Raw genomic sequence first — 26,805 nt, forward strand, 5'->3', positions numbered from 1 at the left:
ACAGCTCCGTGATTCAACGATGGCAGGCTTAACGTTGGGTTAAGCTCTTGTATTTACGAATTTTTAACGCCTCGTTCGGAGGCCGTTCAGGCGCACCGCGTCAAAAAGGCGTCCTGGCCAGGGTTGGAACGCAACCCCGGAAGCCCAGTTAGTGAGGGCTGAGCGGAACGGCCCCCAGGTTGGGACAGGCTCCCGTTCGCCTGAAGAAGGAAGCCGTTTCCCAATGAGCATGCAGACCGGTCGCCGCGTCGGCGTTGCGTTCGTTGGCATGGGTGGCGCTGTCGCCACCACCGCCATCGCAGGCATCGAGATGATTAAATCCGGATCGAACCGCCTTGATGGCCTGCCCCTCGCGGGCGTCCCCGTCGCCGGGATGGCCGACTACAAGGACCTCGTGTTCGGCGGATGGGACCTGAACGACGATGACCTCGCCTCCGCCGCTACCGGCCACGGTGTCCTCAACGCCCAGGATATCGAGAATGGCGCCCAGGTTCTGAAGGGCATCAAGCCCTGGCCGGCCGTCGGCAGCGCCAAGTTCTGCAAGAACATCGAGGGTGCCAACCGCATCGTTGCCAAGGACCACCGCGAGGCGGTCTCCGTCATCGCCAACGACTTGCGCCGCTTCAAGGCCGAGAGCAATCTCGACGAGGTCGTGGTGATCAACCTCGCCTCCACCGAGCGCTGGCCCGACCTCTCCGACCCGACCTTGAACTCGACGGCCGCCTTCGAGAAGGGCCTCGACAGCAGCGACGAGTCGATCAGCCCGGCGATGCTCTACGCCTACGCGGCGATCAAGAGCGGCGTTCCCTACGCCAACTTCACCCCCAGCGTCGCCGCCGACGTGCCGGCCCTGCTCGAACTCGCCAAGGACCTGAACGTCCCCGTGGCGGGCAAGGACGGCAAGACCGGCCAGACCATGATGAAGACGGTGCTGGCCCCCGCCCTGAAGGCGCGCGCCCTGCACGTCGATGGCTGGTTCTCCACCAACATCCTCGGCAACCGTGACGGCCTCGCGCTGAACGACAAGGACTCGCTCCAGTCGAAGCTCAACACCAAGGGCACGGTGCTCGACTCGATCCTCGGCTACCCGGTCGAGGACCACCTCGTGCACATCCACTATTACCGTCCCCGCGGTGACGACAAGGAAGCCTGGGACAACATCGACGTCACCGGGTTCCTGGGTCAGCGCATGCAGATCAAGGTCAACTTCCTCTGCAAGGACTCGATCCTGGCCGCCCCCCTCGTCATCGAGATCGCCCGTGTTCTCGACCTCGCCAAGAAGCGCGGCGACGGCGGCCCCCAGGAGCAGCTCTCGAGCTTCTTCAAGGCGCCCATGGTGAAGAACGGCCACGGCCCCGAGCATGATTTCGGCAAGCAGCAGACCATGCTGCTCGATTGGCTCGGCGCCCACTGATGATCGCCCAGACGGAGGGCGCCGGTCCCGCGGCCCCGCGGGCGCTTCGCGCCCTCCTCGTCGAGGTCAACGACCTCAAGCGCGTGCACTCCGCCGGGCGCACCGGCTCCATCGCCGAGCGCCTCTTCGCGCAGGGCTGGAGCGCCCTCACGGGGGGCGCCGCGCCGGAGGCCGTGGCCCTCGACATCACCGCCAAGGCGCTCGCCGCCGCCCGCCTCTGCGACCTCGACGCGGCCTTCCTGGCCTCCGCGGGGCTCGAGGCGGGCGAAACGGCCGACGTCCTGGTGGCGGGCTTCGATGCCGTCACCGACAGCGTCGAATCCGGCCTGCGGGACCGCCTCCGGGCGGCCCTGCGCGCGCCGTCGGGCTTCGGGCAGGGGCCCCTCCCGGGCTTCGTCGCCGCCCTGGCGCATCAGCCCCGCGCCGGCGTCACCTGCCCCGGCAAGCCCCGCATCCTGCTGGAGCCGCCGGAGAACCACGCCGAGCACTGCCTGATGGTGGCGGTCTACGGCGTCGTGCTGAGTCCGTTCTACCGGGCCGACCCGACCCAGGTCTTCCTGGCCGCCATGGCCCACCACTTCCACAACGCCGCGATGCCGGATGCCGGCTTCACCGGCGAGATGCTCCTCGGCGACCACCTCCTGCCGATCATGGCCCGCACCACGCGATGGGCGCTGGACGAACTCGATCCCGGGCTGCGGGAGACTGTGGAGCGGGCGCGTGCCGTCCTGCCCGACGACGCCACGGCGGAGGGCCGCGCCTTCCACGCCGCTGACTGCATCGACCGCGTCCTGCAGATCGCCCAGCATCTGCGGGCCGCGACCCTGACCATGGGCACGGTCCTCGACGAGATGGAGCTCGTCCACGCGGGTCCGGTGAAGGGCTTCCACGACCGCGTGCTCAAGGACATGCAGATCCCGTGATGTTTCCTCGCGACCGCGCGGGCGCCCCGTCATGATCCCCTTCGATCTTCGCTCGCCGGAGACCGGCGAGCCCCTCAAGGCCGACACCCCGCACTCGCTCCGCGACGGGGCGAGCGGGGCGCGCTGGCCCGTGATCGACGGCATTCCCTACCTGCGGACCAACCGCGCCGACCTCGTGGCCCAAACCCTGGTGCTGCTCGATTCCGGCGAGGCGAACCTCGCCCTCGAAGGTCTCCTCGCCGACCAGGACGACTGGTGGACGGGCCCGCCGGCCGATCCCCTGGACCTCCACGAACTCGTGCGCGAGCGGGACAAACGCTCGCTGCGCGACGCGGTGCGGCTCCTCGGCTGGGGCCGGGTCGGCGACTACTTCCTGAATCGCTGGACCGACCCGACCTTCCTGGCCGGGCTGACGCTCCTCGAGGCCCACTGGAACGACCCGGTCTGCGTGTTCGAGTTCGCCTGCGGCATCGGCCACTACCTGCGCGAATTCCAGACCCGCGGCATCAAGGTCGCGGGCGCCGACGTCGTCTTCGCCAAGCTGTGGGTCGCCCGGCACTGGGTCGTCGGCAAGTCGGCCCAGCTCGTCTGCTTCGATGCGAATTCGCCCCATTGGCCGATCCCGGGCGCGCCGGTCGACCTCGTCGTCTGCAACGATGCCTTCTACTTCCTCGACCGCAAGACCGAGGTGCTGGAATGCCTGCGCCAGAATGCCGGTGACGACGGCTGGCTCGCCGTCAGCCACATTCACAATAGCGACCGCCCGGGATTCTCGGCGGGGCGCGCCGTCTCGGCCGCCGAGATCGACGAGCTCTTCCCCGACGGCCTCGTCTACGACGACGACGACCTGACCCGGGCCATGGTGGAGCGGCGTGCCCCCTCCCCCCGCAAGCCCCAGGACCTCACCGCCTGCGAGGCCTTCTCGGTGGTGGCGGGTCCCGGCATGCGCCCGGCCCCCCGCCGCGTGATCGATGGCATCACCGTGCCGCGCCCCGGCCGGAGCCTTCGGCTCAACCCGCTCTTCCTCTCCGAAGGCGGGGCGCGGCACGCGATCCGCTGGCCGTCCGAGCGCTACGAGGCCGAGTACGCCGCCCGCGCCACCTATCCGTCGACCTACACCGGGCCGGACACCCTGGATTGGCAGGGCGACCTCGACGCGCCCGAGGCCGACCGGGTCCGTGACCGGACCTATGTCGACCTGCCGGAGCGCTGGTGATGGGGGGTTCGGAGCGGAGCCCCGTCGCCTGGGGCATCGTCGGCTACGGTTGGGTCGCCCGCGACTACATGGCACCGGGTATCCGCGCGGCCGGGCACCGGCTCGTCGCCGTCGCCGATCCGGGCGAGGCCTCGCGCGCGGCGGCCGAGGCCGAGGGCGCACGGGCCTACGCGCGGCTCGAAGACCTCGTGAACGACGCGGAGGTCGAGGCGGTCTACGTCGCCACCCCGAACCACCTGCACCGGGAGGCGATCGCGGCGCTGGCCGGCTCCGGCAAGGCGATCCTGTGCGAGAAGCCGATGGCGGCCTCCCTCGACGATGCCGAGGCGATGGTCGCGGCCTTGGCGCGCGGCGACACCTTCTACGGCACCGCCTTCGACCAGCGCCACCACCCGGCCCACCGGGCCATGCGGGATGCCATCCGCGCGGGCCGCCTCGGCACCGTCACGGCGATCCGCATCGTCTATGCCTGCTGGCTGCCGCGCGCCTGGACCTCCTTCGCGGGCCAGGACAACTGGCGCATCGACCCGGCCAAGGCCGGCGGAGGCGCCCTGATGGATCTCGCCCCGCACGGCCTCGACCTCGTCGACTTTCTCCTCGACGAATCGATCCACGATCTGGCCGCCCTGACCCAGGCGCGGGCGCAGGACTACGCCGTCGACGACGGTGCACTCCTGATCGGGCGCACGCCCTCGGGCGTCCTTGCCAACCTGCACGTCGCCTACAATTGCCCGGACGCCCTGCCGCGCCGGCGCCTCGAAGTCACCGGCACCCAGGGCCTGCTCACCGCCGTCGACACGATGGGACAGGTGGCAGGCGGAACCCTGTCGTTCACCGACGGGTCAACCGGCATCTCCGAAACTCTGCCCTTCGATGGGGAGGCCTCGCCCTTCCTCGAACAGGTGAAGGCCTTCGGCTCGGCCCTGCGCCGACCGGAGGAGCGCGAGGCCTACAGCGCAACGCGCGACCTTCACACCATGCGCTTGCTGGCCCGCGCCTACGAAGCGTCGGCCTGAACAACGGAAACGCACGACCGTGAACGAGCAGGACCAGGACGACCGCGCCCGCCACAGCCGGATCAAGGCACCGCGCGCCTACACACACGGCGCTCCCCGCCGGATCGAGGGCCTGCCGGCCGCCCTGCCCGAGCCGGTGCGCGCCTATCTCGACATCCTGCCGGAGGGCCGCATCGTCGGCTTCCCCCTGGCGCCGCTGGACCGCACCGGCATCCCGGTCTGGTTCGTGTCGCTGTTCCTCGATGATCCGTTCTTCGTCGGCGCCATGCCGAGCGGCATCGGTTACGGCGCCACCGACGATGAGGCGATCATCGGCGCGGTCGCGGAGATCGCCGAGAACCTGATGCCCTCACTCGCCGTGATGCCGCGCAAGAAGGAGCGCGCCAGTTACGACGACCTCGTGCGGGTCTACGGCGCCGGCGCGGTGGCCGATCCCCTCACCCTGTGCCTGCCCGCCGGCAGCCCGGTGGGGCGCGCCACCACCCTCGAATGGACGCCCGCCCTCCGCGCCCGCAGCGGCGAGACGGTGCTGATGCCGCTCGACATCGCCGCCACCGATTATTTCGAGCTGTCGGAGGGCTACAAGCCTTTCACCAACCTCATCACCAACGGTCTCGGCGCCGGGCCGGACGTCGACTTCGCGCTGGGCCACGGCCTGCTCGAACTCCTGCAGCGCGACGGCAACGGCCTCCTGTTCCGCGCCCTCGACCAGGGGGTGGTGCTCGACCTGTCGGAGGGCCTCGGCCCGGAGACGCGCGGCATGCTCGATCGGCTGGATTCCCTCGGGATCAAGGCCCTGCCGAAATTCGCCACCGATCAGTTCGGCCTGACCAACCTCTACGTCGTCGGCTACGACCGGAACCTCGCCGACACGCCGGTGCCGATCGCGCTCTCGGCCTGCGGCGAGGCCTGCGACCCGGACCGCGAGCGGGCCCTGCGCAAGGCGCTGCTCGAGTTCCAGGCCGCCCGCGTGCGCAAGGCCTTCGGCCACGGGCCGCTCGCCTTCGCCGAGCGGGTCACGCCCCCGGGCTACGTCAAGGCCTTCATCGACAAGGCCCTGCCGAGCCTCGATCTGGAGGAGAGCCGCGCCCTCAAGGCGATGCTCGAATGGATCGTGCAGCCCCCCGAGGGCATCGCCGCGACCTTGCGCGACACCGTCTATTCCGAGCGCGCCACCAAGCGCTTTTCGGAGTTGCCCACGACGCAGGCCCCGGACGGGCACGCACGGGGCCGCATCGCCCGCGAACGGCTGGAGGACGCCGGGTTCGACGTGCTCTACGTCGACTGCTCGCCGCCCGGCGGCCGGGTCGGCGTGGTCAAGGCCATCGTGCCGGGGCTCGAGGTCGAGACCATGAGCTATCACCGCATCGGCGCGCGCAACACGCAGAAGCTCATCGACCGCGACCACCCACTGATCCGCTTCGGCGAGGCCACCGACACCCTGAAGCCCGTGCGCCTGACCCCGGAGGCGATCGAGCACTTCGGCGGGCAGCCGCTGTTCGACACCGCGCTGGCCGACCGGATCGTGGGCGCCCACTACCCGCTCTATCGCGAGCCGGAATCGCACCACGCGCCGTTCCGCCTGAGCCAGCAGGGCCGCGCCGCATGAGCCTGCGCTTCGCCTACAACACCAACGGCACCGCCCATCACCGCCTGGACGATGCGATCGACCTCATCGCCGAGTCCGGATACCAGGGCGTGGCGCTGACCCTCGACATCCACCACCTCGACCCCTTCGCCGAGACCTGGGTGCAGGAGGCGCAGCGGGTGTCGAGCCGCCTGCAGCGCCTCGGCCTCGGCTCGGTGATCGAGACCGGCGCGCGCTTCCTCCTCGACCCGAAAGCCAAGCACGAGCCGACCCTGGTCAGCGGCGACGCGTCCGGCCGGGCGCGGCGCATCGGCTTCCTCAAGCGCGCCGTCGACATCGCGGCGATCCTGCAGTCCGAGGCGGTCTCGTTCTGGGCCGGCGTGCCGAAGCCCGGCATCGATCCCGACGCGGCGAGGGCCTGGCTGCGCGAGGGCCTGACCGAGGTCGTCGCCTACGCCGCCGAGCAGAACGTCATCGCCTGCCTGGAGCCCGAGCCCGGCATGCTGATCGAGACCCTGGACGACTACGCCGCCCTGGACCTGCCGGGCCTGAAGCTCGCCCTCGACACTGGCCACTGCCTCGTCACCGGCGAGCGCGACCCGGCCGTCGCCGTCGGCGAGTTCGCCGACCGCATCGGCACCGTGGCCCTCGAGGACATGGCGCGGGGCATCCACGTCCACCTGCCCTTCGGCGAGGGCGACATGGACGTGCCCGGCGTGCTGGACGCCCTCGAGGCGATCCGGTTCGACCGGCTGATCTGCGTCGAGCTCTCCCGCGAGAGCCACCGCGCCGACCTGATGGTGCCGGCCTCGCTGAAATACCTCCGCGATTGCCGCAATCCGAACCCGGGAGCCTCCGCGTGAGGATCTGCTTCGTCTCGCGCCGCTACTTCCCGGCGATCTCCGGCATGAGCGTCTACGCGCAGAACCTGCTGCGCGAGCTGGTCGAGGCCGGCCACGACGTCACGATGATCTCCCAGTATCGCGGCGACGCCTTCGGCACCCGGGTCTATGGCGGCGGCCCGCCGCCCGACGTCCCCGGCGTCACCGTGATCGGCCTGGAACAGCTCGGCGAGCAGGAGAGCGGCGACTTCGAGCGCGACATCGACACGATGGTGGCGGCGATTCGCACCGAGCACGCGAAGAAGCCCTTCGACATCCTGCACGCGCAGTACGGCTACCCCACCGGTTGGGCCACGCTCCTGGCCTCGCGCGCCCTCGGCGTGCCGAACGTGGTCTCGATCCAGGGCGGCGACGGCCACTGGGTCGGCTCGTGCTGCGAGACCCACCGGGTCGCCATGTGCGAAGTCCTGGCCCATGCCAACGCCCTGCTGATCGGCGGCGCCTCCTTCGTCGGCGAGGTCTGCGACCGGCTCGGCTCGGACCCCGCCCGCTTCACCATCGTACCGGGTGCGGTCGACACCGCGCGCTTCACGCCCGGCCCCGATAACCATCCCGGCCCGGTGCGGCTGTTCTATCACGGCCGAGTCGACCGCCGGAAAGGCGTCCTCGACTTCATCGACGCCCTCGCGCTGGTGCGCGCCCGCGCCATCCCGTTCGAAGCGACCATCTCCGGCATCGGGCCGGACGTGGACTCGTCGAAGGCTCGCGCAGCGGACCTGAAGTTCTCGGAAGCCGAGATCCGCTTCACCGGCTACGCCGACTACGACACCGTGCCGGACCTCTACCGGGCGGCGGACGTCTTCGTCTCGCCGACCTATGCGGAAGGATTCTCCAACACGATCCTGGAGGCGATGGCCGCCGGGCTCGCGGTGGTCTCGACCCATGCGGTCGGCGTCTCGGACTGCCTGCGCGACGGCGAGAACGGACTCCTGGTCCAGCCCGGCGACGTGCCGGCCCTGGCCGAGGCCCTGGCCCGCGTCATCGAGGACGAGCCCCTGCGCAGGCGCCTGGCCGAGGATGGGCTCGCCGAGTGCCGGCAGGTCTATTCCTGGCGGGCGGTGGGCCGGCAGATCATGGACGTGTACGCGCGCGTGGCGAACGAGCGCCCGGCGACCGATTTCGCCGCGACCCTGCCGCACGACCCGTCCTGCCGCTTCCGCGCCGAACCGCACCTGCTCTGAGCCGATGCCCACCGCCCTCGCCCTGTCGCCGCATCTTGACGATGCCGCCTTCTCCTGCGGCGGGCTGCTCCACGCCCTCGGCCGGGCGGGTTGGCAGGTCGAGATCGTGACGGTGTTCACCGCCTCGGTGGCGAACCCGACCCGCTTCGCCCTCGCCTGCCAGACCGACAAGGGGCTCGGGCCCGAGATCGACTACATGGACCTGCGCCGGGCCGAGGATGCGGCAGCCGTGGCCGCCCTTTTGCTCGCACCCCCGCGCCATTGGCCCTTCCGCGAGGCGCCGCATCGCGGCTACGGCTCGGCGCCGGAGCTGTTCGGCGCGGTGCGGGCCGAGGACACCATCGTGCCCGACCTGACCCGCGCGATCCGAGCGCTCCTCGCCGAGACGGCACCCGACCTCGTCCTGGCCCCCCAGGGCATCGGCGGGCATGTGGATCACGTCCAGGTGGTCCGCGCCCTGGACGCGGCCGAGCCGACCGCGCCGATCCTGTGGTGGCGCGACTTTCCCTACACGGTGCGCGACCAGACCCCGAAGGAGCCCCTGCGCCCGCGCTTCGCCGATCTGCCGGAGACGGAATTCCGGTTCGGCCCCGAGGGCCGGGTGGCCAAGGGCGCGGCCTGCGCGGCCTACGCGACGCAGCTCGGCTTCCAGTTCGGCGGTCCCGAGGGCCTCGCCCGGCGCCTGGCGCAGGAGGACGGGCGCGAGCGCTTCCGCCGGCAGGGCACCCTGCCGGAAAGCCTGAGGCGCCTCGTCGCCGATGTCGGCTGAGGCGCCGCCCGCCGAACCGAAGAGCCTGCGCGACCCCGTCACCCTGGCCGCGCGCAAGTCCCGGCTCGACAGCCCCCACCTCGCCCCGATCCGCGCCCTCGGCCGGGCGATCGCCGCGGCGCAGGGCGCCGAAGTCCCCGAGCCCGACCCCCTCGACGGCGGCGTCGCGGCCCGCCTGCTGCTGCTCCTGGAGACGCCGGGTCCGCGCATCCGCGGCACCGGCCTCGTCTCGCGGGACAACCCGACGGGCACCGCCGCCAACCTCTTCCGCTTCCTCGCCGAGGCCGGGATCGCCCGCCGCGACACCCTGATCTGGAACACGATTCCGTGGGTCATCCACACCCCCGGCGCCCGCAACCGGCCCCCGCGCCGGTCCGAGGTGCGGCAGGCTCTGCCCTGGCTGACGCCCCTCCTCGCCTGGCTGCCGCACCTGCGCGTCGTCGTGCTCTCCGGACGGGTCGCGGGCTTCGCGCAGTCGGACCTCGAAGCGTCGCGTCCGGATTTGAGGCTGATCCCGATCCCGCATCCGAGCCCGACCTTTGTCTGCACGGCGCCGAGCGTCGCCGCGCGCATCCGGGCGGGGCTGGCGGAGGCGCAAGCCTGCATCGCCGGTGGGCATTGCGCCTCCCTCGCTGGCAATTGCCGGCCGATGCCCCTAAATGCGGGCGACGGGCCGTGGTCCGGCACAAGCTCGGGTTGACCCCATGCCGCCGATGCGGCCGTGCGCGGGGAGCCCAGCGGAGGCGGACGCCGACACGATGAACTTTGCGAGACAGCAGAAGCAGATCGAGACGGCCGAGGCGCTCGCGCCCGAGGCGTCGCCGATCGACGCGGCGGAGACCGAGGCGCCGAAGGGCGGCCTGCGCGGTCGCTACGCCTGGCTCGGCACCATCGCCAGCCTCGCCATCCTGGCGGGCTCGCTGTTCGTCCTGTGGAAGCTCGTCGAGACGGTCACCTGGGCCGAGATGCACGCGGCCTTCACGGGCGCCTCGGCCGAACAGCTCGGCTTCGCCTTCCTGTTCGTCGGCCTGAGCTACCTCTTCCTCACCTGCTACGATGCCCTGGCCCTCCGGCAGCTCAAGCTGAAGGTTCCGTACCGAACGACGGCCCTGGCTTCGTTCACGAGTTACGCCGTCAGCTTCACCCTCGGCTTCCCGCTCCTGACGGCCGGGACGATCCGCTACTGGATCTACTCGAGCAAGGGGCTGGGAGCGGCCAAGATCGCCGCCCTGACGGTGATCGCGGGCTTCACCTTCTGGCTCGGGATGGGCGTCGTCCTGGGCCTCAGCCTCATCGTCGAGGCCGGCCAGCTCGCCGCCCTCACCTTCACCAGCATCGCGCTGAACCAGGGGGTCGGCTTCGGCGCCCTCCTCGCCGTGGTGGCCTACCTGCTCTGGGTCTCCCTCAAGCGCCGCCACGTCCGGGTGAAGAGCTGGCGGCTCGAACTGCCGGGCGCCTCGGTCTCCCTGAGCCAGATGGTGGTGGGCATCGGCGACGTCTGCGCGGCGGCCGCGACGCTCTACGTGCTTCTCCCGGCGGGCACCTCCATCGGCTTCACCACCTTCGTGGCGATCTACGTCCTGGCGGCCATGCTGGGCATCGCCTCGAACGCGCCGGGCGGCATCGGGGTGTTCGAGGCGACGATCCTCCTCGCGCTGTCGAGCCTGCCCCGGGACCAGGTGCTCGGATCGCTGCTGCTGTTCCGGGTCTGCTATTATCTCGTGCCCTTCGTCATCGCGCTGGCCATGTTGACCGTCTACGAGATCGTCAAGCGCACCCGGGACGCCCGGGCCTGAGGCGCGGGGCTGAGCCGGGAGGGTCCGCATGGCACGGGGCGCACGCCGATCATCCTGGACCGCCGCCACCGTCGCGACGGTGGGACTCGGGGTGTTCGCGGCCGGACGGGGAACCCTCGACGGACCGATGATCGCGGCTTCCCTGGTCGTCCTCTGCCTCGGCGGCGTCATCGGCAGCCTTGGGCGGGCCCGCATCGTGCGGGTGACCGAGAGCCCCGGGGCCAGCCGGCATTCGGTGGCGGAAGCGCTCCTCGCCAACATTCCCGATCCCGTCATCCTCGTGGATCGCCGTGCGGTGGTGATCGAGGTCAATCCCGCCGCCCGGGCCCTGCTGCCGGCCCTGAAGCTGCGCCACCCGCTCTCCTTCGCCCTGCGGGCCCCCGACGTCCTCGACGGGATCGAGGAGGTGCTGCGCACCGGCGCCCCGCTCAAGACGCTCTACGCCACGCGCGTCCCCACCGAGCGCGCCTTCGAGGTGCAGATCGGCGCCCTGCCGATGCCGGACGGCGTGGTGGGCGGGCAGCCCAACGTGGTGCTGTTCCTGCGCGACCTCACCTCGGCCCGGCGCCTCGAGGCGACGCGGGTCGATTTCGTCGCCAATGCCAGCCACGAGCTGCGCACGCCGCTGGCCTCGCTGCTGGGCTTCATCGAGACGCTGCAGGGCCCGGCCCGCAACGACCCGCCGGCGCGCGAACGCTTCCTCGGCATCATGAAGACCCAGGCACAGCGGATGGCGCGCCTCGTCGACGACCTCCTGTCGCTGTCGCGGATCGAGCTGCGCGAGCACGTTCCGCCGACGCACCCCGTCGACCTGACCCGGATCGCCCGGCAGATGGTGGACACGCAGGGGCCGCTGGCCCGCGACCGCGGCGTGGTGCTGAGCGTCGCCGCCGAGGGCGCCTTCCCCATCCTGGGCGAGCGCGACGAGCTGCTGCGGGTGGTCGAGAACCTGATCGAGAACGCGGTGAAGTACGGCGGCAGCGGGGGGCGCGTCGAGGTCGCGCTTCGGCGCCAGACCGAGGCGGCCAGCGGGCGGACGAGCATCGAGCTCGCCGTGCGCGACCACGGGCCGGGGATCGCGGCCGAGCACATCCCGCGCCTGACCGAACGGTTCTACCGGGTCGACGTCGCCTCCAGCCGCGACCAGGGCGGGACCGGCCTCGGCCTCGCCATCGTCAAGCACATCGTCAACCGGCACCGGGGCCGCCTGCTGATCGAGAGCGTGCCCGACGCGGGCACCACCGTGCGGGCGATTTTTCCGGAATTCGAGGCCGTCGAGCCCCCGGACGTCCTCGCCGAGCCGGCCTAGAGCGTTTTCAAGAAAGGGGGATGCCGGATCGCGTGAAGACAACGCGACCACACAATAAGAAAGGGCATTTTCGGTGATCTGGAAATCACCGAAAATGCTCTAGCGGAAGGGCGGCTCGTCGAAGCTGCGCAGCTTGCGGGAATGCAGGCCGTGGCGCTCGGCCCGCAGGTTGTCGAGGGCGGCGAGGCCGATGAGCAGGTGCTCGGCCACCGCCCGCTCGTAGAAGGCGTTGGCGGCGCCGGGCAGCTTGATCTCGCCGTGGAGCGGCTTGTCGGAGACGCAGAGCAGCGTGCCGTAGGGAACCCGCAGGCGATAGCCCTGCGCCGCGATGGTGCCGCTCTCCATGTCGACGCCGATGGCGCGGGACAGGTTGATGCGCCGCCGCTCCTGGCTGAAGCGGAGCTCCCAGTTGCGATCGTCGTAGGTGACGACCGTGCCCGTCCGGAGCCGGCGCTTCAGGGCCTCGCTCTTCTCGCCGGTGACGTGGGCGGCCGCCGCCTGGAGGGCGAGCTGCACCTCGGCCAGGGCCGGCACCGGCACGTCGGGCGGCACCAGCTCGTCGAGGATGCGGTCGCGGCGGAAATAGCCGTGGGCGAGGACGTAGTCGCCGATGGTCTGCGACTGGCGCAGGCCGCCGCAATGGCCGACCATCAGCCAGCAATGCGGACGCAGGACCGCGAGGTGGTCGGTGATCGTCTTCGCGTTCGAGGGGCCGACGCCGATGTTCACCAGGGTCGTGCCCTGCTGGCTGCCGTCGGGGCCCCGCGCCACGAGGTGGTAGGCCGGCATCTGGTACTTGTGCCAGGGCGAGGCGGCGATCAGCGCCGCCGGGTCGACGGTGGCGGCCTCCGCCCGCGAGACGGTGACGCCGCCCGGCAGGATCATCCGCTCGAACCCCTCGTCGCCGCGCGCCAGGCGCTCCAGGCCGTGGCGGATGAAGCCGTCGACGTAGCGGTGGTAGTTAGTCAGCAGGATCCAGGGCTGCACGTCGCCCCAGTCGCTGCCGGTGTAGTGCACCAGGCGCCGGAGCGAGTAGTCGGTCCGGATCGCGTCGAAGAGGGCGAGCGGGCGCGGCGCGTCGGGCAGGTCCTGCCAGAGCCCGTCCGCGATCTCGTCGCCCACCACCGAGAGCAGCGGCACCGGGAAGTAGGTGGCGAGGTCCCGCGGGGTGACGCCGCTGCGCCCGAGATCGGCGCCCGGCTCGATCACGTAGGGATACGGGATCTCCTGGGCGCTGAGGCCGACCTCCAGGGTGACGGCGTAGTCCCGAACCAGGGGCCGCAACTGCTCCAGCAGGTAGCCGCGAAAATGGTCCGGCTGGGTCACGGTGGTGGCGTAGGTGCCCGGGGCCTGGAGCTTGGCCGTGGCCCGGGAGACCTGCGGCATCGGCCCGGCCGGCTGGTAGGTGAGGCGCAGTTCCGGATAGCGGAACTGCAGCCGCTCCGTCGCGTCCGGCGGCGGGCCGCCATCGAGATAGCGCGCGAGGGCCGAACGCAACGCCGCGATCGCCCCCGCATGGAGCGCCGCCAGGCGTTCCACCGCGGTCTCGGCATCGGAGACGGATTCCATCGGTCGCAACTCGTCGCGGATCACGGTGACTCCTGCCCAGGCGCTCGGTCCCCAGGGTCTTACACCCGCCGCACCCAGGAGGCGAACGCGGGCAGGATCGGCGACTTTTCCCGCCGTCGTCGCGGCCTGAGGGATTCCCAATGGCCGCTGGGTTCCAATACAACCATTTCGTTTCGCCTCCGATTCCCTTAACATATGCAAGGTATCCATTTCGTCCTGAAGAGACGAAGACTGGGTCCTCGGACTGGCATAAGCGGCGACGACAGGGGGAACAGGGCGTCGATGCTCACAGTCTTCGGGTGCTTCACTACCGAACATGACCCGTGGCTGCTGACGCTCGCGGCGATCATTTGCGCCCTGGCCGCGACGTCTACGGTCGCGCTCCTGCACCACGCGAAGCAGACCCGGATCGGCTGGCGCAGCGGATGGGTCGGGGTCGCGGCCGTCGCCGGCGGCTCGGGGATCTGGGCGACGCATTTCCTCACCATGCTGGCCTCCGATCCGGGCCTGGTCGCGGCCTATGCGGTCGGCCTGACGGTGCTGTCGCTGGTGTTCGGCATCGGGGTGAGCGGGATCGGCCTCGCGACCGCGGCGTTCTGGAGCGCCCGCAGCGCCCCCCTGGTCGGGGGGGCCATCGTGGGCCTCGGCATCGCCGCGATGCACTACACCGGGATGGCGGCCTATCAGGTCGCCGGGCGCATGGTCTGGAACCCGGCCCTGGTGGCGCTCTCCGTCGCCGTGGGCGTCGGGCTCGCCATGGCGGCCCTGGGGATCGGGCTGACCAGCGCACGCGCGCGGGGTCGGGTCGTCGGGGCCGCGCTCCTCGCGGGCGCGATCTGCGGCCACCACATCCTCGGCATGCTGGCCCTGACGGTGATGCCGGATCCCTCGGTCGTCGTGCCCGAGGAGACGGTCCCCTCGCTCTGGCTCGCCCTCCCGGTGGGGCTCGCGAGCCTGACGATCCTCCTGATGGCCTGCACGACCCTGGTGCTCGACCTGCGCGACCGCCAGCGCGAGGTCTATCGCGGACGCCTGCACAGCCTCGCCAACGCCGCCGTCGAGGGCCTGGTGATCTGCCAGGATGGCGTCATCATCAGCGCCAACGACAGCTTCGCGGCCCTGGCCGGCGGCGAGGCGAAGGCCCTGGCCGGATTGCCCCTGGCGCAGTTCGTTCCCGACAGCGCGACCCGCGGCAGCCTCGCCGACCACCCCGACGACGGGGTCGAGGGGACCCTGTACCGGCTCGACGGGTCCGACCTCCCAGTCCAGCTCATCATGCGCCCGGTCGCCTATGGGCGGACGCCGCACGTCGCCCTGGCGGTGCGGGACCTCACGACGCGGCGGCGGGCCGAGCGCCAGATCCGGTTCCTCGTCGGGCACGACCTCCTGACCGGATTGCCGAATCGCCGGCATTTCCAGGACTGCCTGGACCGGAACATCCGGCAGGCGGGCAGCGGGCGCCTGGCGCTCCTCCACATCAACCTCGATGGGTTCAAGGAAATCAACGATCTCTTCGGAAACCCGATCGGGGACGCCACCCTCGTGCGGGTCGCCCGCCTCGTCGGCGGCCTCCTGGACGACACCCAGACGATGGCGCGGATCGGCGGCGACGAGTTCGCCGTGCTGACGCCCTGCACCCACGCGGTGACGGCCGGCCGCCTCGCCGAGACCATCCGGGCGACCCTCCAGGCTGCGGCCGAGAGCGCGCTCCAGGGTGAGCCCGTGCCGGCCGCCACCATCGGCATCGCGGTGTTCCCGGACGACGCGCGCGACCGCAACGACCTCGTGAACGCGGCCGATACGGCGCTCCTCCTGGCGAAGTCCGAGGGGCGGGACACCTACCGCTTCTTCGAGGCGTCCATGGGACAGGATGTGCGCGAGCGCCGCCTCCTGGAGAAGCAGCTGCGCCGCGCCCTAGCGGAGGACCAGCTGCGCCTGGTCTACCAGCCGCAGATCGAGACCCGCTCCGGGACGGTGATCGGCTTCGAGGTCCTGCTGCGGTGGCACCAGCCCGGGCGCGGGCTGGTCTCGCCGGCGGTCTTCATCCCCATCGCCGAGGAGAGCGGTCTGATCCGGGAGATCGGCGCCTGGGTGCTGCGGGAGGCCTGCCGGGAGGCCGCACGCTGGGAGGTACCCCTGGCGGTCGCGGTCAACGTCTCGGGGGTCCAGGTCCATGATTCCGGCTTCGCGCCGGCCGTCCAGGCGATCCTGGCCGAGACCGGCCTCGATCCGGCGCGCCTCGAACTCGAGATCACCGAGACCGCCCTGATCCGCGATCCCGAGCGGGCCCTGACCAACCTGCGTCGGCTGAAGGCGCTGGGGCTGCGCCTCGCCATGGACGATTTCGGCACCGGCTACTCGTCCCTCTCGAACCTGCGGCTCTTCCCCTTCGACACCATCAAGATCGACGGCTCCTTCATCGCGTCCGTCGACTCGAACCCGCAGGCGGCCGCCATCGTGCGCTCCGTGCTCGGGCTCGGCGCCGGCCTCGGGCTGCCGGTCATCGCCGAAGGGGTGGAGACCGCCGAGGAGCTCGGCTTCCTCGTCACCGAGAAGTGCCACGCCGCGCAGGGCTACTTCATCGGCCGGCCCGGCCCCATCAGCGAGTTCGCGCAGCAGACCCGCGGCGCCCGGCAACGGTCGCCGGTCGCCGCCTGACCGGCGGCGACCGGCCCGCTCCCGGTCTCGGCTTGCTCCCGGTCTCGGCTTGCCCGAAACGAGAGGCCCGGCGCTTCGACCCGCGCCGGAGGAGAGCCGCCGCGCATGCACGACGAGACCGACCATCGTCCCGGTGAGGTGGCGATCCCGCTGCCCGACGCCTTCGACGCCGGGCTCTACTTCATCGGCCGCGTCCGCACGCCCTGGGCCACGCGCGGCGAGTGCCCGAAGAACGGCCTGAAGACCGACGCGGTCTGCACGCTCGCCGTCGATGCGCCCTTCGCCGAGGCCCTCCAGAACGTCGAGGGCGCGAGCCACCTCATCGTCCTCTACTGGATGGACGAGGCCGCCCGGGACCTCGCGCTGCAGCGCCCCCGCCATGCGGAGGGCAGCCGGGGCACCTTCTCCCTGCGCTCGCCGGCGCGCCCGAACCCCATCGCCCTCTCGGTGGTCGAGCTCCTGGCGCGGGACGGGGCGAGCCTGCGGGTGCGCGGTCTCGATTGCCGCGACGGCACCCCGCTCCTCGACATCAAGCCCTATTTCGCGTCGACGGATTCGCGCCCCGGCGCCACGGTGGACCGGGCCGGGACGAGCCCGCGCTGAGGCGGTGCCCGCCCGCGGATCCGCGGATCAGCCCGCGGGCGCCTCGGCACCGTGGACCTGCCCGTCCGTGCCGTGGACCTTGCGCGGAGTGCCCTTCGGCGGCGCCTTGATCCGGTACCAGCCGACATAGAGGGCGGGCAGGAAGAACAGCGTCAGGAAGGTGGCCGCCAGGATGCCGCCGATCATGGCGTAGGCCATCGGTCCCCAGAACACCTCGCGGGCGATGGGGACGAGGCCGAGGCTGGCCGCCGCCGCGGTCAGCAGGATCGGGCGCATGCGGTGGCAAGTGGCATCCACCACCGCGTCCCACGGCGCCAGCCCGTCGCGCTCGTACTCGTCGATCTGGGTCACCAGGATCACCGAGTTGCGCACGATGATGCCGATCAGCGCCAGCACTCCCAGGATCGCCACGAAGCCCATGGGCTTGTTGAAGGTGAGGAGCGCGATGGCGACGCCGATGAGCCCGAGCGGCGCCACGCTGGCCACCAAAAAGAGCTTCTGGAAACTCTGGAGCTGGATCATCAGGAACATCGCCATGGTGAGGAGCATCACCGGCGCCACCGCGGCGATGGGCCCCTGGCCCTTGGCGCTCTCCTCCACCGCCCCGCCCACCGCCAGGACGTAGCCGTCGGGCAGGGACTTGCCGAACGCGGTGATCGTCTCGTCGAGCTGGGCGACCACCGTGGCGGGCTGGGTGTCGTCCGCGATCGAGGCCCGCACCGTGATGGTCGGCAGGCGGTCGCGGCGCCAGACGATGGGCTGCTCCAGCTCGTACCCGATGGTGGCGAAGGCCAAGAGCGGCACCACGCTGCCATTGGCCAGCGGCACCTGCAGGCTCTGCAGCGTGTCGAGGGAGTTGCGCTCCACGGCCTGCGCGCGGGCGACCACGTTGACGAGGTAGATCGAGTCGCGGACCTGGGTGATCGACCGGCCGCCGACGATGCCGTTGAGCAGTCCGGCGATGTCCTCCGAGGTCACGCCGAGCTGGCGCGCCTTGTCTTGGATGATGTCGACCTTGAGCACCTTGCCGGGCTCGTTCCAGTCGAAGGTCGGCACGTCGAGATGCGGGTTGGCGCCGACGATGTTGCCGAGGGTGAGCGCCTGGGCCCGCAGGGTCTGCAGGTCGGGGCCGCTGAGGCGGTACTGCACCGGACGCCCCACGGGGGGGCCGAGGTCGAGGGAATGGATGAGGAAGTCGGTGCCGACGAACTGCTCGCGGGCGAGCTTGTCGAGCTTCAGCTTCATGCGCTCGCGCGCCTCGATCGACTTCGTCTCGATCACGATCTGGCCGAAGAAGGCGTTCCCGAGCTGCTGGTCGAGGGGCAGGTAGAAGCGCACCGCGCCCTGACCGACATAGGACGACCAGCGTACGATCTCGGGGTCGCCCACCAGGGTCGCCTCGAAGCGGTCCATCTGGCCCTTGGTCTCGGCGATGCTGGCGTTCTGCGGCAGCGTCATGTCGACGAGGAGCTCGGGCCGGTCGGAGGCCGGGAAGAACTGCTGCTGGACGAAGCCCATGCCGACGATCGCCGCGCCGAGCATGCCGACGCAGGCCGCGACGGTGGTCCAGCGCCAGCGCATGGCGCCCAGCAGCAGGCCGGTGAAGATCCGCATGGACCGGCTCGGGGCGCCGTGGTCCTTGTGCTTCATCTGCTTCGGCAGGAGCTTCACCCCGATCAGGGGCGCGAACAGCACCGCCACCACCCAAGAGACCAGGAGCGAGGCGGCGATGACGACGAAGAGCGAGTAGGTGTACTCGCCCGCCGACGAGCCGTTGAAGCCGATGGGCAGGAAGCCCGCCACCGTCACCAGGGTGCCGGTGAGCATCGGGAAGGCGGTGGAGGTGTAGGCGAAGGTGGCGGCCTTCTTCAGGCTGTCGCCGACCTCCAGCCGCGCGACCATCATCTCGACGGTGATCATGGCGTCGTCCACGAGGAGGCCCAGCGCGATGATCAGCGCGCCGAGCGAGATGCGCTGGAGCGTGACGCCCATCACCTGCATGACAACGAACACGATGGCGAGCACCAGCGGGATCGACAGCGAGACCACGAGGCCGGCGCGCCAGCCGAGCGAGATGAAGCTAACCGCGAGCACGATCACCACGGCCTCGACGAGCGCCTTGGTGAAGCCGCCCACCGCTTCCTCGACGATCTTGGGCTGGTCCGAGACGAGGTGGATGCCGACGCCCACCGGCAATTCGCCCTCGAGCTTGCGCATCCGCTCCTTCAGGTCGTGCCCGAAGGTGAGCAGGTTGCCCGAGGGCTGCATCGCGATGGCGAGGCCGATGGCCGGCTGGCCGTTGAAACGGAACAGGTCGGTCGGCGGGTCGGTGAAGCCGCGGGAGATCTCGGCGACGTCGGAGAGGCGGAAGAAGCGATCGTTCACCCGCAGGTTCACGGCGCGCAGGCTCTCCTCGTTGACGAACTGGCCGCCCACCCGGACGGAGACCCGTTCGGGGCCCGCCTGGATCACGCCCGAGGGCGCGATGGCATTCTGCGACTGCAGGGTGCGGATGACCGAGTTGGTGTCGAGGCCGAGGCCGGCGAGCTTGCGGGTGGAGAAGTCGAGGTAGATCACCTCGTCCTGGGCGCCGAGAAGCTGCATCTTGCCCGCAGACGGCACCTTCTTCACCTCGGCGCGGACGCGCTCGACGTAGTCGCGCAGCTGCCGCGGGGTCACGCCGTCGGCCGTGAAGGCGTAGACGTTGCCGAACACGTCACCGAACTCGTCGTTGAAGAACGGACCCTGGATGCCCTGCGGGAACGTGCCCTGGATGTCGCCGATGCGCTTGCGGACTTGGTAGAAGATCGCCGGGATGGTCTTGGGTGGCGTCGTCTCGCGCAGCTGCACGAACACCGTGGCCTGGCCCGGCGTGGTGTAGCTGCGGCTGAAATCGACGGCATCGATCTGCTGCACTTCCTTCTCGATCCGCTCGGTGACCTGATCGAGGGTGTCGCTGATGGTGGCGCCCGGCCAACGCGCCTGCACGATCATGGTCTTGATCGCGAAGGGCGGGTCCTCCTCGCGGCCGAGGCGCTCGTAGGCCAGGAAGCCGGCCACCACCGAGATCAGCATCAGGAACCAGACGAAGGAGCGATGCTCCAAGGCCCATTCGGAGAGATTGAAGGACTTCACGGGTTTGCTCTCGCCTTACCGGGATGGCGGCTGATCATGGATGGCGGCGGTGCCCGGGCTCAGGGCGTCGGGTCGGGCAAGCGCACGGCCTGCCCCTCCTGGAGCGAGTGGACCCCGGCCAGGACCACCCGCTCTCCGGCGTTCAGGCCCGTGCCGATGCTCACGCGCTCCGGGTCGCGGCGGGTGACGGTGACCGGCCGCTTGCGCACGCTCTTCCCGTCCGGCGCGACGACCCAGACCGCGTCGCGGCCGTCCTCCGTCAGCACCGCGGCGGCGGGCAGGTCGACGTGAGGCGCCTCGGCCCGCGCCAGGGTGACGGTGAGGGTCGAGCCCAGCCGGAAGGCCTCGGAGGGCTTGAGCAGGGTCATGCGGATGCGCCGGGTGCGCGTGGTCTGGTCGGCGAAGGGGGCGATCTCGCGCACCCGCGCCGTCGCCGTCACGTCCGGGGCGCTCTGGAGCGCCACCGTGAACTGGGCATCCGTGGGCATCGTCCCGACGAGCTCCTCGGGGATGTCCACCACGGCCTCGCGCTCCTCGGGGCGGGCCAGGGTCGCCACGGCCTGGCCCGCGCTGAGCACCTGCCCGACCTCGGCGCTGCGTACCGTGACGACGCCGTCGAAATCCGCGTGCAGCTCGGTGTAGCCCATCTGGTCCCGGGCCCGCTGCAGGTTCGCCTCCGCCTGGGAGACGCGGGCCTGGGCGGTGTCGCGGCTCGCCACGGCGGTATCGAGCTGGGCCTGGGTGACGTTGCCGCCGGCCAGCAGGCGCCGGCGCCGCGATTCCGTGGCGCTCGCGTTCTCGGCCTGCGCCCTCGCGTCGGCGAGGTCCGCCTCGGCGCGGGTCAGGGCGAAGCGCGTCACCACCGGATCGAGGGCGGCGATGCGCTGGCCCTTGTGGACGATGTCGCCCACGGTGACGTCGCGGGCGATCATCCGGCCGGCGATCTGGAAGCCGATCTCCGACTGGTAGCGGGGGGCCACGACCCCCGCGAAGGGGCCGAAGACCTGGGCCGCTACCGGCTTCACGACTCGGTACAGGACCGGCCGTACGGGTGGCGGCGGGGCCGTCTCCTCGGCGGCCTGGCAGGCGCCGAGGGGCGAGACGAGCGCCAGGGCGCCCAGGGTCGACCGGAGCAGGGTCGGGCGGATCATCGCGCCGCCTCCAGGGTCTGCGAGACGGCAACGGTCTGGCCCGGGCGCAGGAGCTGGATGCCCGCGATGACGACCTCCTCGCCGGGCTCGACGCCGCCCTTGAGCGCGATGGTGTTGGGCCCGTAGCGCTCGATCACGACCGGACGGGGCGCGACGGTGCTGTGGGTGGGATCGCGGACCCAGACGGCCGGGGCGTTCTCCCAGCGGTAGAGGGCCGACCAGGGCAGCACGATCGCCTGGCGCGGCCGGAACTTGCCGGTGCCGACCACGATGGCGCCGAGGCTCATGGCCTGGGGCGTCGCGTCGAGCCCGACCTTGACCCGGACCGTGCCGGAGGCGGCATCGACGCTGGGCGAGATCTCGCGTACCCGGCCGGTCGCCTTGACCCGCGGGTCGGCCTGCAGCGTCACCTCCACGGTCTTGCTCTCGGGGGGCGCGGCCAGCACCGCCTCGAAGATGTTGAAGACCGCGTCGCGGGGGCCGTCCTGGGCCATCGCCAGCACCGTCTGGCCGGTCTGCACGACCTGGCCGACTTCGAAGGTCCGACTGAGGACGATGCCGTCCACGCCCGCCTTCAGGTCCGTGTAGGAGTACTGCTCCTCGGCGCTGCCGAGGGCGGCCTTGGCGGAATCCACCGAGGCCTGCGTGGTGCGCAGCTGCTGTTCGGCATCGTCATAGCTCGGGCGGGTGGTGTAGCCACTGGCGAGGAGCTGCTCCTGACGCTTGAAGTTCAGCTTGGCCTGGGTCAGCAGCGCCTCGGCCGAGGTGAGCGCGGCCTGGGCGTTGTTGAGGTTGGCGCGCTGCTCCTGGGGATCGAGCTTGGCCAGCACCCGATCGGCGGTGACGTGGTCGCCGACCTCCACGAGGCGCTGCGCGATCTTGCCGTTGGTCCGGAAGGCCACGTTGACCTGGGACTGGGCCTGGATATCCCCGGTGAAGATCAGGTCGGAGGCGATCGTGGTGGCGCGCGCCACGGCCGTGCGCACGACGGCAACGGCGGGGCTCGCCGGCTTCCCCGTCTCCCTGGCCGTTTCCCCGGCCACCGCCTCGCCGCCCCGGGCCGGCGCCAGCGCGACGGCACAGACCGCGAGCACGAAGGCCACGCCCGCGCACCTGCGCGGCCACACCCTCAGCCTACCCACCATCGCGTCCTCGAACTCGAAAAGGCCCTCTCTGACGTCACCCATATCGGCTCCGCTACCGACCGTCCAGACGGTTTCTTTTTTCGGCGAACCGTCTTCCCGCCGCCGTCGTTCCCCGATATCCCATTGTCGTTTCCCGATCTTCGCGCCGGTTCTGGCAACAGATCTCCCGCCCTCGAAACCGCCGGTGAACCGGCTTGATCGTCGATGATGAAGGCGCGTACCCGCCGCGAAGACCGACCGGTGGTCATCCTGGATGCCGCCGAACGCCTGATCCGGCGCATGGGCGCCCGGACGCTCACCATCGACGCGGTGGCGGCCGAGGCCTCGCTCAGCAAGGGGGGCGTGCTGCATCACTACGCCTCGAAGGACGCACTGATCTCCGCGCTGGCCGAGCGCAAGCTGCGGGAGATCCGCGAGAGCGTGGCCGCGCACGAGGTCGAGCAGGGTCCGGGTCCGGCAGCACTCCCCCTCGCCCTGATCGCGCATGCCCGTCAGGTCTACGCCGACGAGGACGGGTTTCCCCGCGCGCTCCTGCTGGCCTCGGCGGAAAACCCCGAGGCCTTCGCGGGCTTCAACGCCTTCCTGAAGCAGCGCCTCGCCCAGATGGAGGACGTGGCCTGCTGCCCGGGGGCCGGCGCGATGCTGACCTTCGCCACCCTGGGCTTGCTGCTCAGCCGCACCCTGGGCTTCCACTGTCTCGAGGGCGCGGAACTGGAGAAGCTGTTCGACGCCATGGAGAGCGCCGCCCGGAGCCTGCCGAAGCCGATCCCGGCCTGAAGCCGCACGCGCGCCGCGCGTGCGTTTCTTGAACCTTGAGGAGCGAACGGCGACACAGACCTCTGCCGCGTAGCGATGCCGACGCGTTTCGGTCGCCGGCCGACCGGGCCTCCCGACGCCGGGAGCGCGCCGGCGGAAGGCACGCGGGACGCCCCCCTTCGACATCGCGGTCTCGGGTCCTGCCCGGTATGGGCGGCGTCGCCCCGGCGCGGGACCTGAAGCGGCGGCGTCCGACGCTGCCGGTGCCGCCCGCCTCCAGCGACAGCCACATCCTGGCGCAGGAGGATGCCCAGGGCTTCGAACTCCTGCGCACGCCGTATTGCGGCGGGCAGCCGGGTCGGACGATCGACCGGATCGTCGCCCGTCACGCGGCGCTGTCGAAAGCCGAGGTCGAGGTCACCGCCGCGACGGCCGATCGGGTGCCCGGTCAGGCCGCCCGTTCGGCCATGGCTGCGAAGACCAGGGCGTGACGGGCCGCGAGGGCGTCGATGTCGGTGGAGTAGCCGCCGCCGATCACCCCGACGAAGGGAATGCCCCGCCGATGCGCCTCGCCGACGACGAAGCGGTCGCGCGCCAGCAGGCCCGCATCGGTGAGATCGAGGCGGCCGAGCCGGTCGTCGCGATGGGGGTCGACGCCGGCATTGTAGAAGACGATGTCGGGGCGGATCGCATCGAGCAGCGGCCCGACATGGGCCGCCAGCACCGCGAGATAGCCGGCATCGTCGACGCCGTCGGGCAGGCCGACATCGCGGTCGCCGGCGATCTTGCGCGTTGGGTAGTTCTTCTCGGCGTGGATCGAGAGGGTGAAGAGATCGGGCGTGCCGCCGAGGCAATCGGCGGTGCCGTCGCCCTGGTGGACGTCGCAATCCACCACCAGGGCACGGGCGATGGTGCCTTCGGCGTGCAGCGTGCGCGCGGCCACCGCCACGTCGTTGAAGATGCAGAAGCCAGCGCCGGTCTCGCGGCGGGCATGGTGGCTGCCGCCGGCGGTGCTGCCCGCGAGGCCGTGCGCCAGGGCGAGGCGGGCCGCCAGCAGCGTCCCCCCCACCGAGGCGCAGGAACGGGCGACCACCGAGGCGCCCACGGGCAGGCCGATGGTGCGCTCGATCTCGCGGGAGACGTCGAGGGCGAGCACGGCCTCCACGTAGGCGCGGTCGTGGGCCGCGGCGAGGAGATCGGCCCCGGCGGGCTCCGGCCGCGCAAAGCCGCCCGGCACCAGTCCCTGCTCCACCAGCAGCGCGGCCAGGCGCCCATACTTGCGCATCGGGAAGCGATGGCCTTCGGGCAGGGTCGCCTCGTAGGCCGGGTGGAAGACGATGGGCAGGCTCATCGTGACAGGCTCATGCGAGATCCGCGATCAGCCGGTCCGCGAGGGCGAGCCCGCTGTCGAAGGCAGCCTCGATGCGCGGCCCGAGGCAGCCGTCGCCGGCATAGCCGAGACGCCGGCCCGGATCGTAGAGACAGGGGGCGCCGCAGGTCTCCTCCACGAGGGCGTAGCGCCAGCGATGGGCGCGGGCCTGCAGGGGGATGACGGGGTCGCCGAACAGGTCGCCCAGGGCGGCGAGCAGCGCGGCCCGCACCGCCTCCGGGGCCTCTTCGAGATGCGTCTTCGACCAGTCCGGCGTGGCATGGACGGTGTAGGCGACGGGCGCGGTCGGGCGCCCGGGCTTCGCGCCCTCGCGGAACATCGCGGCGACCGGCCCGTCCACGGGGCGCAGGACGTCGCCCGGGAGGGGCAGGTCGTGCTCGCAGGCCAGCATCAGCGACCAGCAGGGCGCGTAGGTCGCCCGCTCGACCCCGGGCAGGGCGAGACCGCTCGCGGCGAGGAGGCGCAGGGCCTGCGGGCCCGGCAGCGTCAGGGCGACCGCGTCGAAGAGCCGGTCCTCGCCGGCCTCCGCCAGGGTGAGTCGCCAACCGCCGTCGGCGCGCGCCAGGGCGGTGACGGTGCGCCCGACCTGTACGTCGAGGCCGGCGAGGAGGTCGCGCACGGGCGCGGTCATGTCGGGCACGGCAGTGACGCTGCCGGGCGCATCGTAGGGCGCGACGCGGCCGCTGACCGCCCAGTCGGCGAGGCGGGCGCGGAAGGCGGGTCCGTGCGCCCGCATCACCTGCGCGCCGTGGTCGAAGCTGAGGCCGGTCTCGTCGTCGCGGCGGTTCGCCATGCGGCCCCCCGGCTGCCGGCCCTTGTCGAAGACCGCGACGGAGAACCCGGCCGCGTGGAGCGCGCGTGCCGCGCTCGCCCCTGCCATCCCGGCCCCCACGATCGCCACACGCGCCGGTCTCGCCCCTTGCACCGGTTCCGCCACCCGCACTCCCCCCTCGTGATCCGGGGCTGTCATACGACTGAAGCATCACGGCTGTTAGGGGCGCTGTGCAGCCGGGGACGCGACGCGGTGTCCAACCCGCGCCGGGCTGCGATGGTGGGGTTTCGCGAACGGGGGACGTCGCGGATGTGGGACCAGGCGCTGCAGGAGCTGTCGGAGCCGGGCGCCACGGCCGCCCTCTGGCTCTGCGTCGCCCTGACCTGCATCAACCTCGTGGGCATCGCGGTGGCGGCCTTGCGGATCGGGCGGCGCAACGGCGCGTCAGTGTTTCCGAGCGCCGTCCCGATCTCCCTAGTGCGGCCGGTCTGCGGCGTCGAGGCCTTCAGCGAGGAATTACTGACGCGCGGCTTCCATCTCGCCCATCCCGACTACGAGCTGATCTTCTGCGTCGCCCACGGTGCCGACCCCATCGTGCCGTTGCTGGAGCGCCTGATGGCGGCGCATCCCCGCGTGCCCGCCCGCCTGATCGTCGGCGACGAGCGGATCAGCGACAACCCGAAGCTGAACAATTGCGTACGCGGCTGGGAGGCGGCCCGCCACGACTGGGTGGTGCTGGCCGACTCGAACGTCGCGATGCCGCCGGACTACCTGCAGCAGCTGCAGGCGGCCTGGCGCCCGAACACCGGCCTCGTCTGCTCGACGCCGATCGGGGCCCGCCCCGCGGGCCTGTTCGCCGCGGTGGAATGCGCCTTCCTCAACACCCTGCAGGCGCGCTGGCAATATACCGGCGAGGCCCTCGGCCTCGGCTTCGCCCAGGGCAAGAGCATGCTCTGGCACAAGCCCTTCCTGGAGGCCCGCGGCGGCATCCGGGCGCTCGCGTCCGAGATCGCCGAGGATGCGGCGGCGACGAAGCTCGTGCGCGCGGCGGGGGCGCAGGTGCATCTCGTGGCCGTCCCCTTCGACCAGCCCCTCGGGCAGCGCACCCTCGCCGAGGTCTGGTCCCGGCAGCTGCGCTGGGCGCGCCTGCGCCGGGTCACCTTCCCGCTCTTCTTCGCCCCCGAGATCGGCTGCGGCCCGCTCCTGCCCTTCGCGGCCGCCCTCGCGGCCGCGCCGTCCATCCCCTTGGCCGGCCTCCTCCTCGGGCTCACAGGCCTGTGGTACGGGGCCGAGATCGCCCTGGCCGTCCGGGCGCGCTGGTACCGGCACCCCCGGCTGCTCCTGGCCTTCCTGATCCGCGACGCCCTGGTTCCCGCCCTGTGGGTGAGCGCTTGGCTGCGGGGCGCCATCGTCTGGCGCGGCAATCCCATGGACATCCGGACGAAGGCGTCCGAGCCCTCCCGGCGCAACCCCTGGCGCCGCCCGCGGCCCCGCGCCAGCGCCGCCTGAACG

Annotated in this window: 22 protein-coding genes; 16 read left to right on the plus strand and 6 right to left on the minus strand. The window is 71.4% G+C overall.

Annotated features, from left to right (window positions below; genetic code table 11):
* Window positions 1–223: 223 nt before the first annotated feature.
* Genes ASF20_RS03755 through ASF20_RS03805 form a run of 11 tightly spaced genes read left to right on the plus strand, consistent with a single transcriptional unit; the run spans window position 224 to window position 12,114 of the window.
* Window positions 224–1,414 (plus strand): inositol-3-phosphate synthase, encoded by a 1,191-nt coding sequence (locus ASF20_RS03755; RefSeq protein WP_056270954.1) that lies wholly within the window; start codon window positions 224–226, stop codon window positions 1,412–1,414.
* Window positions 1,414–2,337: a hypothetical protein gene (locus ASF20_RS03760; protein ID WP_056270957.1), complete on the plus strand. Its 924-nt coding sequence runs from the start codon at window positions 1,414–1,416 to the stop codon at window positions 2,335–2,337. Before ASF20_RS03755 ends, ASF20_RS03760 begins: the two co-directional genes overlap by 1 nt.
* 31 nt (window positions 2,338–2,368) lie before the next feature.
* Window positions 2,369–3,553 (plus strand): methyltransferase domain-containing protein, encoded by a 1,185-nt coding sequence (locus tag ASF20_RS03765; protein ID WP_056270959.1) that lies wholly within the window; start codon window positions 2,369–2,371, stop codon window positions 3,551–3,553.
* The gene (locus ASF20_RS03770; protein WP_056270962.1) at window positions 3,553–4,569 is read left to right on the plus strand and encodes a Gfo/Idh/MocA family oxidoreductase; all 1,017 of its coding nucleotides are present in this window, start codon (window positions 3,553–3,555) and stop codon (window positions 4,567–4,569) included. Before ASF20_RS03765 ends, ASF20_RS03770 begins: the two co-directional genes overlap by 1 nt.
* A 19-nt stretch (window positions 4,570–4,588) precedes the next feature.
* Window positions 4,589–6,178 (plus strand): YcaO-like family protein, encoded by a 1,590-nt coding sequence (locus tag ASF20_RS03775; protein WP_056212634.1) that lies wholly within the window; start codon window positions 4,589–4,591, stop codon window positions 6,176–6,178.
* Window positions 6,175–7,020, plus strand: coding sequence for a sugar phosphate isomerase/epimerase family protein (locus tag ASF20_RS03780; RefSeq protein ID WP_056270965.1), 846 nt, complete (start codon window positions 6,175–6,177; stop codon window positions 7,018–7,020). The genes ASF20_RS03775 and ASF20_RS03780 overlap by 4 nt, the downstream gene beginning before the upstream one ends.
* Complete coding sequence (locus ASF20_RS03785; RefSeq protein ID WP_056270967.1) at window positions 7,017–8,240, plus strand: glycosyltransferase family 4 protein; 1,224 nt, start codon at window positions 7,017–7,019, stop codon at window positions 8,238–8,240. The genes ASF20_RS03780 and ASF20_RS03785 overlap by 4 nt, the downstream gene beginning before the upstream one ends.
* A 4-nt stretch (window positions 8,241–8,244) precedes the next feature.
* Entirely contained in the window at window positions 8,245–9,009 is a 765-nt protein-coding gene (locus ASF20_RS03790; protein ID WP_056270969.1) for a PIG-L family deacetylase, read from the plus strand.
* The gene (locus ASF20_RS03795) at window positions 8,999–9,709 is read left to right on the plus strand and encodes a uracil-DNA glycosylase (RefSeq protein WP_082501154.1); all 711 of its coding nucleotides are present in this window, start codon (window positions 8,999–9,001) and stop codon (window positions 9,707–9,709) included. Before ASF20_RS03790 ends, ASF20_RS03795 begins: the two co-directional genes overlap by 11 nt.
* A 58-nt stretch (window positions 9,710–9,767) precedes the next feature.
* The gene (locus ASF20_RS03800) at window positions 9,768–10,805 is read left to right on the plus strand and encodes a lysylphosphatidylglycerol synthase domain-containing protein (protein WP_056270971.1); all 1,038 of its coding nucleotides are present in this window, start codon (window positions 9,768–9,770) and stop codon (window positions 10,803–10,805) included.
* A gap of 28 nt (window positions 10,806–10,833) precedes the next feature.
* The gene (locus ASF20_RS03805) at window positions 10,834–12,114 is read left to right on the plus strand and encodes an ATP-binding protein (RefSeq protein ID WP_056270976.1); all 1,281 of its coding nucleotides are present in this window, start codon (window positions 10,834–10,836) and stop codon (window positions 12,112–12,114) included.
* 99 nt (window positions 12,115–12,213) lie between these two features.
* On the opposite strand, the gene ASF20_RS03810 is transcribed toward ASF20_RS03805, so the two are convergent.
* On the minus strand, window positions 12,214–13,683 hold the full coding sequence (locus tag ASF20_RS03810; RefSeq protein ID WP_210166839.1) for an AMP nucleosidase: 1,470 nt from the start codon (window positions 13,681–13,683) through the stop codon (window positions 12,214–12,216).
* A 282-nt stretch (window positions 13,684–13,965) separates the two neighbouring features.
* On the opposite strand from ASF20_RS03810, the gene ASF20_RS03815 reads away from it, so the two are divergent.
* On the plus strand, window positions 13,966–16,341 hold the full coding sequence (locus tag ASF20_RS03815; protein WP_056270981.1) for an EAL domain-containing protein: 2,376 nt from the start codon (window positions 13,966–13,968) through the stop codon (window positions 16,339–16,341).
* A 105-nt stretch (window positions 16,342–16,446) separates the two neighbouring features.
* Window positions 16,447–16,944: a tRNA (N6-threonylcarbamoyladenosine(37)-N6)-methyltransferase TrmO gene (gene tsaA, locus ASF20_RS03820; protein WP_056270984.1), complete on the plus strand. Its 498-nt coding sequence runs from the start codon at window positions 16,447–16,449 to the stop codon at window positions 16,942–16,944.
* Window positions 16,945–16,971: 27 nt separating this feature from the next.
* On the opposite strand, the gene ASF20_RS03825 is transcribed toward tsaA, so the two are convergent.
* The 3 genes from ASF20_RS03825 to ASF20_RS03835 are packed head-to-tail and all read right to left on the minus strand — an operon-like array spanning window position 16,972 to window position 22,273.
* Window positions 16,972–20,079, minus strand: coding sequence for an efflux RND transporter permease subunit (locus ASF20_RS03825; protein WP_056270987.1), 3,108 nt, complete (start codon window positions 20,077–20,079; stop codon window positions 16,972–16,974).
* A 59-nt stretch (window positions 20,080–20,138) separates the two neighbouring features.
* Window positions 20,139–21,230 carry an efflux RND transporter periplasmic adaptor subunit gene (locus ASF20_RS03830; RefSeq protein WP_056270990.1) on the minus strand — a complete coding sequence of 364 codons (1,092 nt, stop codon included), beginning with the start codon at window positions 21,228–21,230 and terminating at the stop codon, window positions 20,139–20,141.
* Entirely contained in the window at window positions 21,227–22,273 is a 1,047-nt protein-coding gene (locus tag ASF20_RS03835; RefSeq protein ID WP_244476319.1) for an efflux RND transporter periplasmic adaptor subunit, read from the minus strand. Before ASF20_RS03835 ends, ASF20_RS03830 begins: the two co-directional genes overlap by 4 nt.
* 306 nt (window positions 22,274–22,579) lie before the next feature.
* Between ASF20_RS03835 and ASF20_RS03840 the strand changes: the two genes are divergently transcribed.
* Window positions 22,580–23,152, plus strand: a complete 573-nt coding sequence (locus ASF20_RS03840; RefSeq protein WP_056270993.1) for a TetR/AcrR family transcriptional regulator — start codon at window positions 22,580–22,582, stop codon at window positions 23,150–23,152.
* Window positions 23,153–23,340: 188 nt separating this feature from the next.
* On the plus strand, window positions 23,341–23,622 hold the full coding sequence (locus tag ASF20_RS03845; RefSeq protein ID WP_056270995.1) for a hypothetical protein: 282 nt from the start codon (window positions 23,341–23,343) through the stop codon (window positions 23,620–23,622).
* Here the strand turns inward: ASF20_RS03845 and ASF20_RS03850 are convergent.
* Both ASF20_RS03850 and ASF20_RS03855 read right to left on the minus strand, forming a co-directional pair.
* Window positions 23,580–24,482, minus strand: a complete 903-nt coding sequence (locus ASF20_RS03850; RefSeq protein WP_056212661.1) for a histone deacetylase — start codon at window positions 24,480–24,482, stop codon at window positions 23,580–23,582. The two genes, ASF20_RS03845 and ASF20_RS03850, sit on opposite strands and share 43 nt — an antisense overlap.
* A 10-nt stretch (window positions 24,483–24,492) precedes the next feature.
* Window positions 24,493–25,491 (minus strand): FAD-dependent oxidoreductase, encoded by a 999-nt coding sequence (locus ASF20_RS03855; protein ID WP_156647940.1) that lies wholly within the window; start codon window positions 25,489–25,491, stop codon window positions 24,493–24,495.
* Window positions 25,492–25,617: 126 nt separating this feature from the next.
* On the opposite strand from ASF20_RS03855, the gene ASF20_RS03860 reads away from it, so the two are divergent.
* Complete coding sequence (locus ASF20_RS03860; RefSeq protein ID WP_244476320.1) at window positions 25,618–26,802, plus strand: ceramide glucosyltransferase; 1,185 nt, start codon at window positions 25,618–25,620, stop codon at window positions 26,800–26,802.
* The last annotated feature ends 3 nt before the right edge of the window (window positions 26,803–26,805 follow it).

It is taken from the genome of Methylobacterium sp. Leaf88 (assembly GCF_001422795.1).
Classification (GTDB): Bacteria; Pseudomonadota; Alphaproteobacteria; order Rhizobiales; family Beijerinckiaceae; genus Methylobacterium.

Bases quoted from the DNA above. Each gene is read 5' to 3' on its own strand.
- ASF20_RS03755 (WP_056270954.1), top strand. From the start codon at position 224: ATGAGCATGCAGACCGGTCGCCGCGTCGGCGTTGCGTTCGTTGGCATG.
- ASF20_RS03760 (WP_056270957.1), top strand. From the start codon at position 1,414: ATGATCGCCCAGACGGAGGGCGCCGGTCCCGCGGCCCCGCGGGCGCTT.
- ASF20_RS03765 (WP_056270959.1), top strand. From the start codon at position 2,369: ATGATCCCCTTCGATCTTCGCTCGCCGGAGACCGGCGAGCCCCTCAAG.
- ASF20_RS03770 (WP_056270962.1), top strand. From the start codon at position 3,553: ATGGGGGGTTCGGAGCGGAGCCCCGTCGCCTGGGGCATCGTCGGCTAC.
- ASF20_RS03780 (WP_056270965.1), top strand. From the start codon at position 6,175: ATGAGCCTGCGCTTCGCCTACAACACCAACGGCACCGCCCATCACCGC.
- ASF20_RS03790 (WP_056270969.1), top strand. From the start codon at position 8,245: ATGCCCACCGCCCTCGCCCTGTCGCCGCATCTTGACGATGCCGCCTTC.
- ASF20_RS03795 (WP_082501154.1), top strand. From the start codon at position 8,999: ATGTCGGCTGAGGCGCCGCCCGCCGAACCGAAGAGCCTGCGCGACCCC.
- ASF20_RS03800 (WP_056270971.1), top strand. From the start codon at position 9,768: ATGAACTTTGCGAGACAGCAGAAGCAGATCGAGACGGCCGAGGCGCTC.
- ASF20_RS03805 (WP_056270976.1), top strand. From the start codon at position 10,834: ATGGCACGGGGCGCACGCCGATCATCCTGGACCGCCGCCACCGTCGCG.
- ASF20_RS03810 (WP_210166839.1), bottom strand. From the start codon at position 13,683: ATGGAATCCGTCTCCGATGCCGAGACCGCGGTGGAACGCCTGGCGGCG.
- ASF20_RS03815 (WP_056270981.1), top strand. From the start codon at position 13,966: ATGCTCACAGTCTTCGGGTGCTTCACTACCGAACATGACCCGTGGCTG.
- tsaA (WP_056270984.1), top strand. From the start codon at position 16,447: ATGCACGACGAGACCGACCATCGTCCCGGTGAGGTGGCGATCCCGCTG.
- ASF20_RS03830 (WP_056270990.1), bottom strand. From the start codon at position 21,230: ATGATCCGCCCGACCCTGCTCCGGTCGACCCTGGGCGCCCTGGCGCTC.
- ASF20_RS03840 (WP_056270993.1), top strand. From the start codon at position 22,580: ATGATGAAGGCGCGTACCCGCCGCGAAGACCGACCGGTGGTCATCCTG.
- ASF20_RS03845 (WP_056270995.1), top strand. From the start codon at position 23,341: ATGGGCGGCGTCGCCCCGGCGCGGGACCTGAAGCGGCGGCGTCCGACG.
- ASF20_RS03850 (WP_056212661.1), bottom strand. From the start codon at position 24,482: ATGAGCCTGCCCATCGTCTTCCACCCGGCCTACGAGGCGACCCTGCCC.
- ASF20_RS03855 (WP_156647940.1), bottom strand. From the start codon at position 25,491: ATGACAGCCCCGGATCACGAGGGGGGAGTGCGGGTGGCGGAACCGGTG.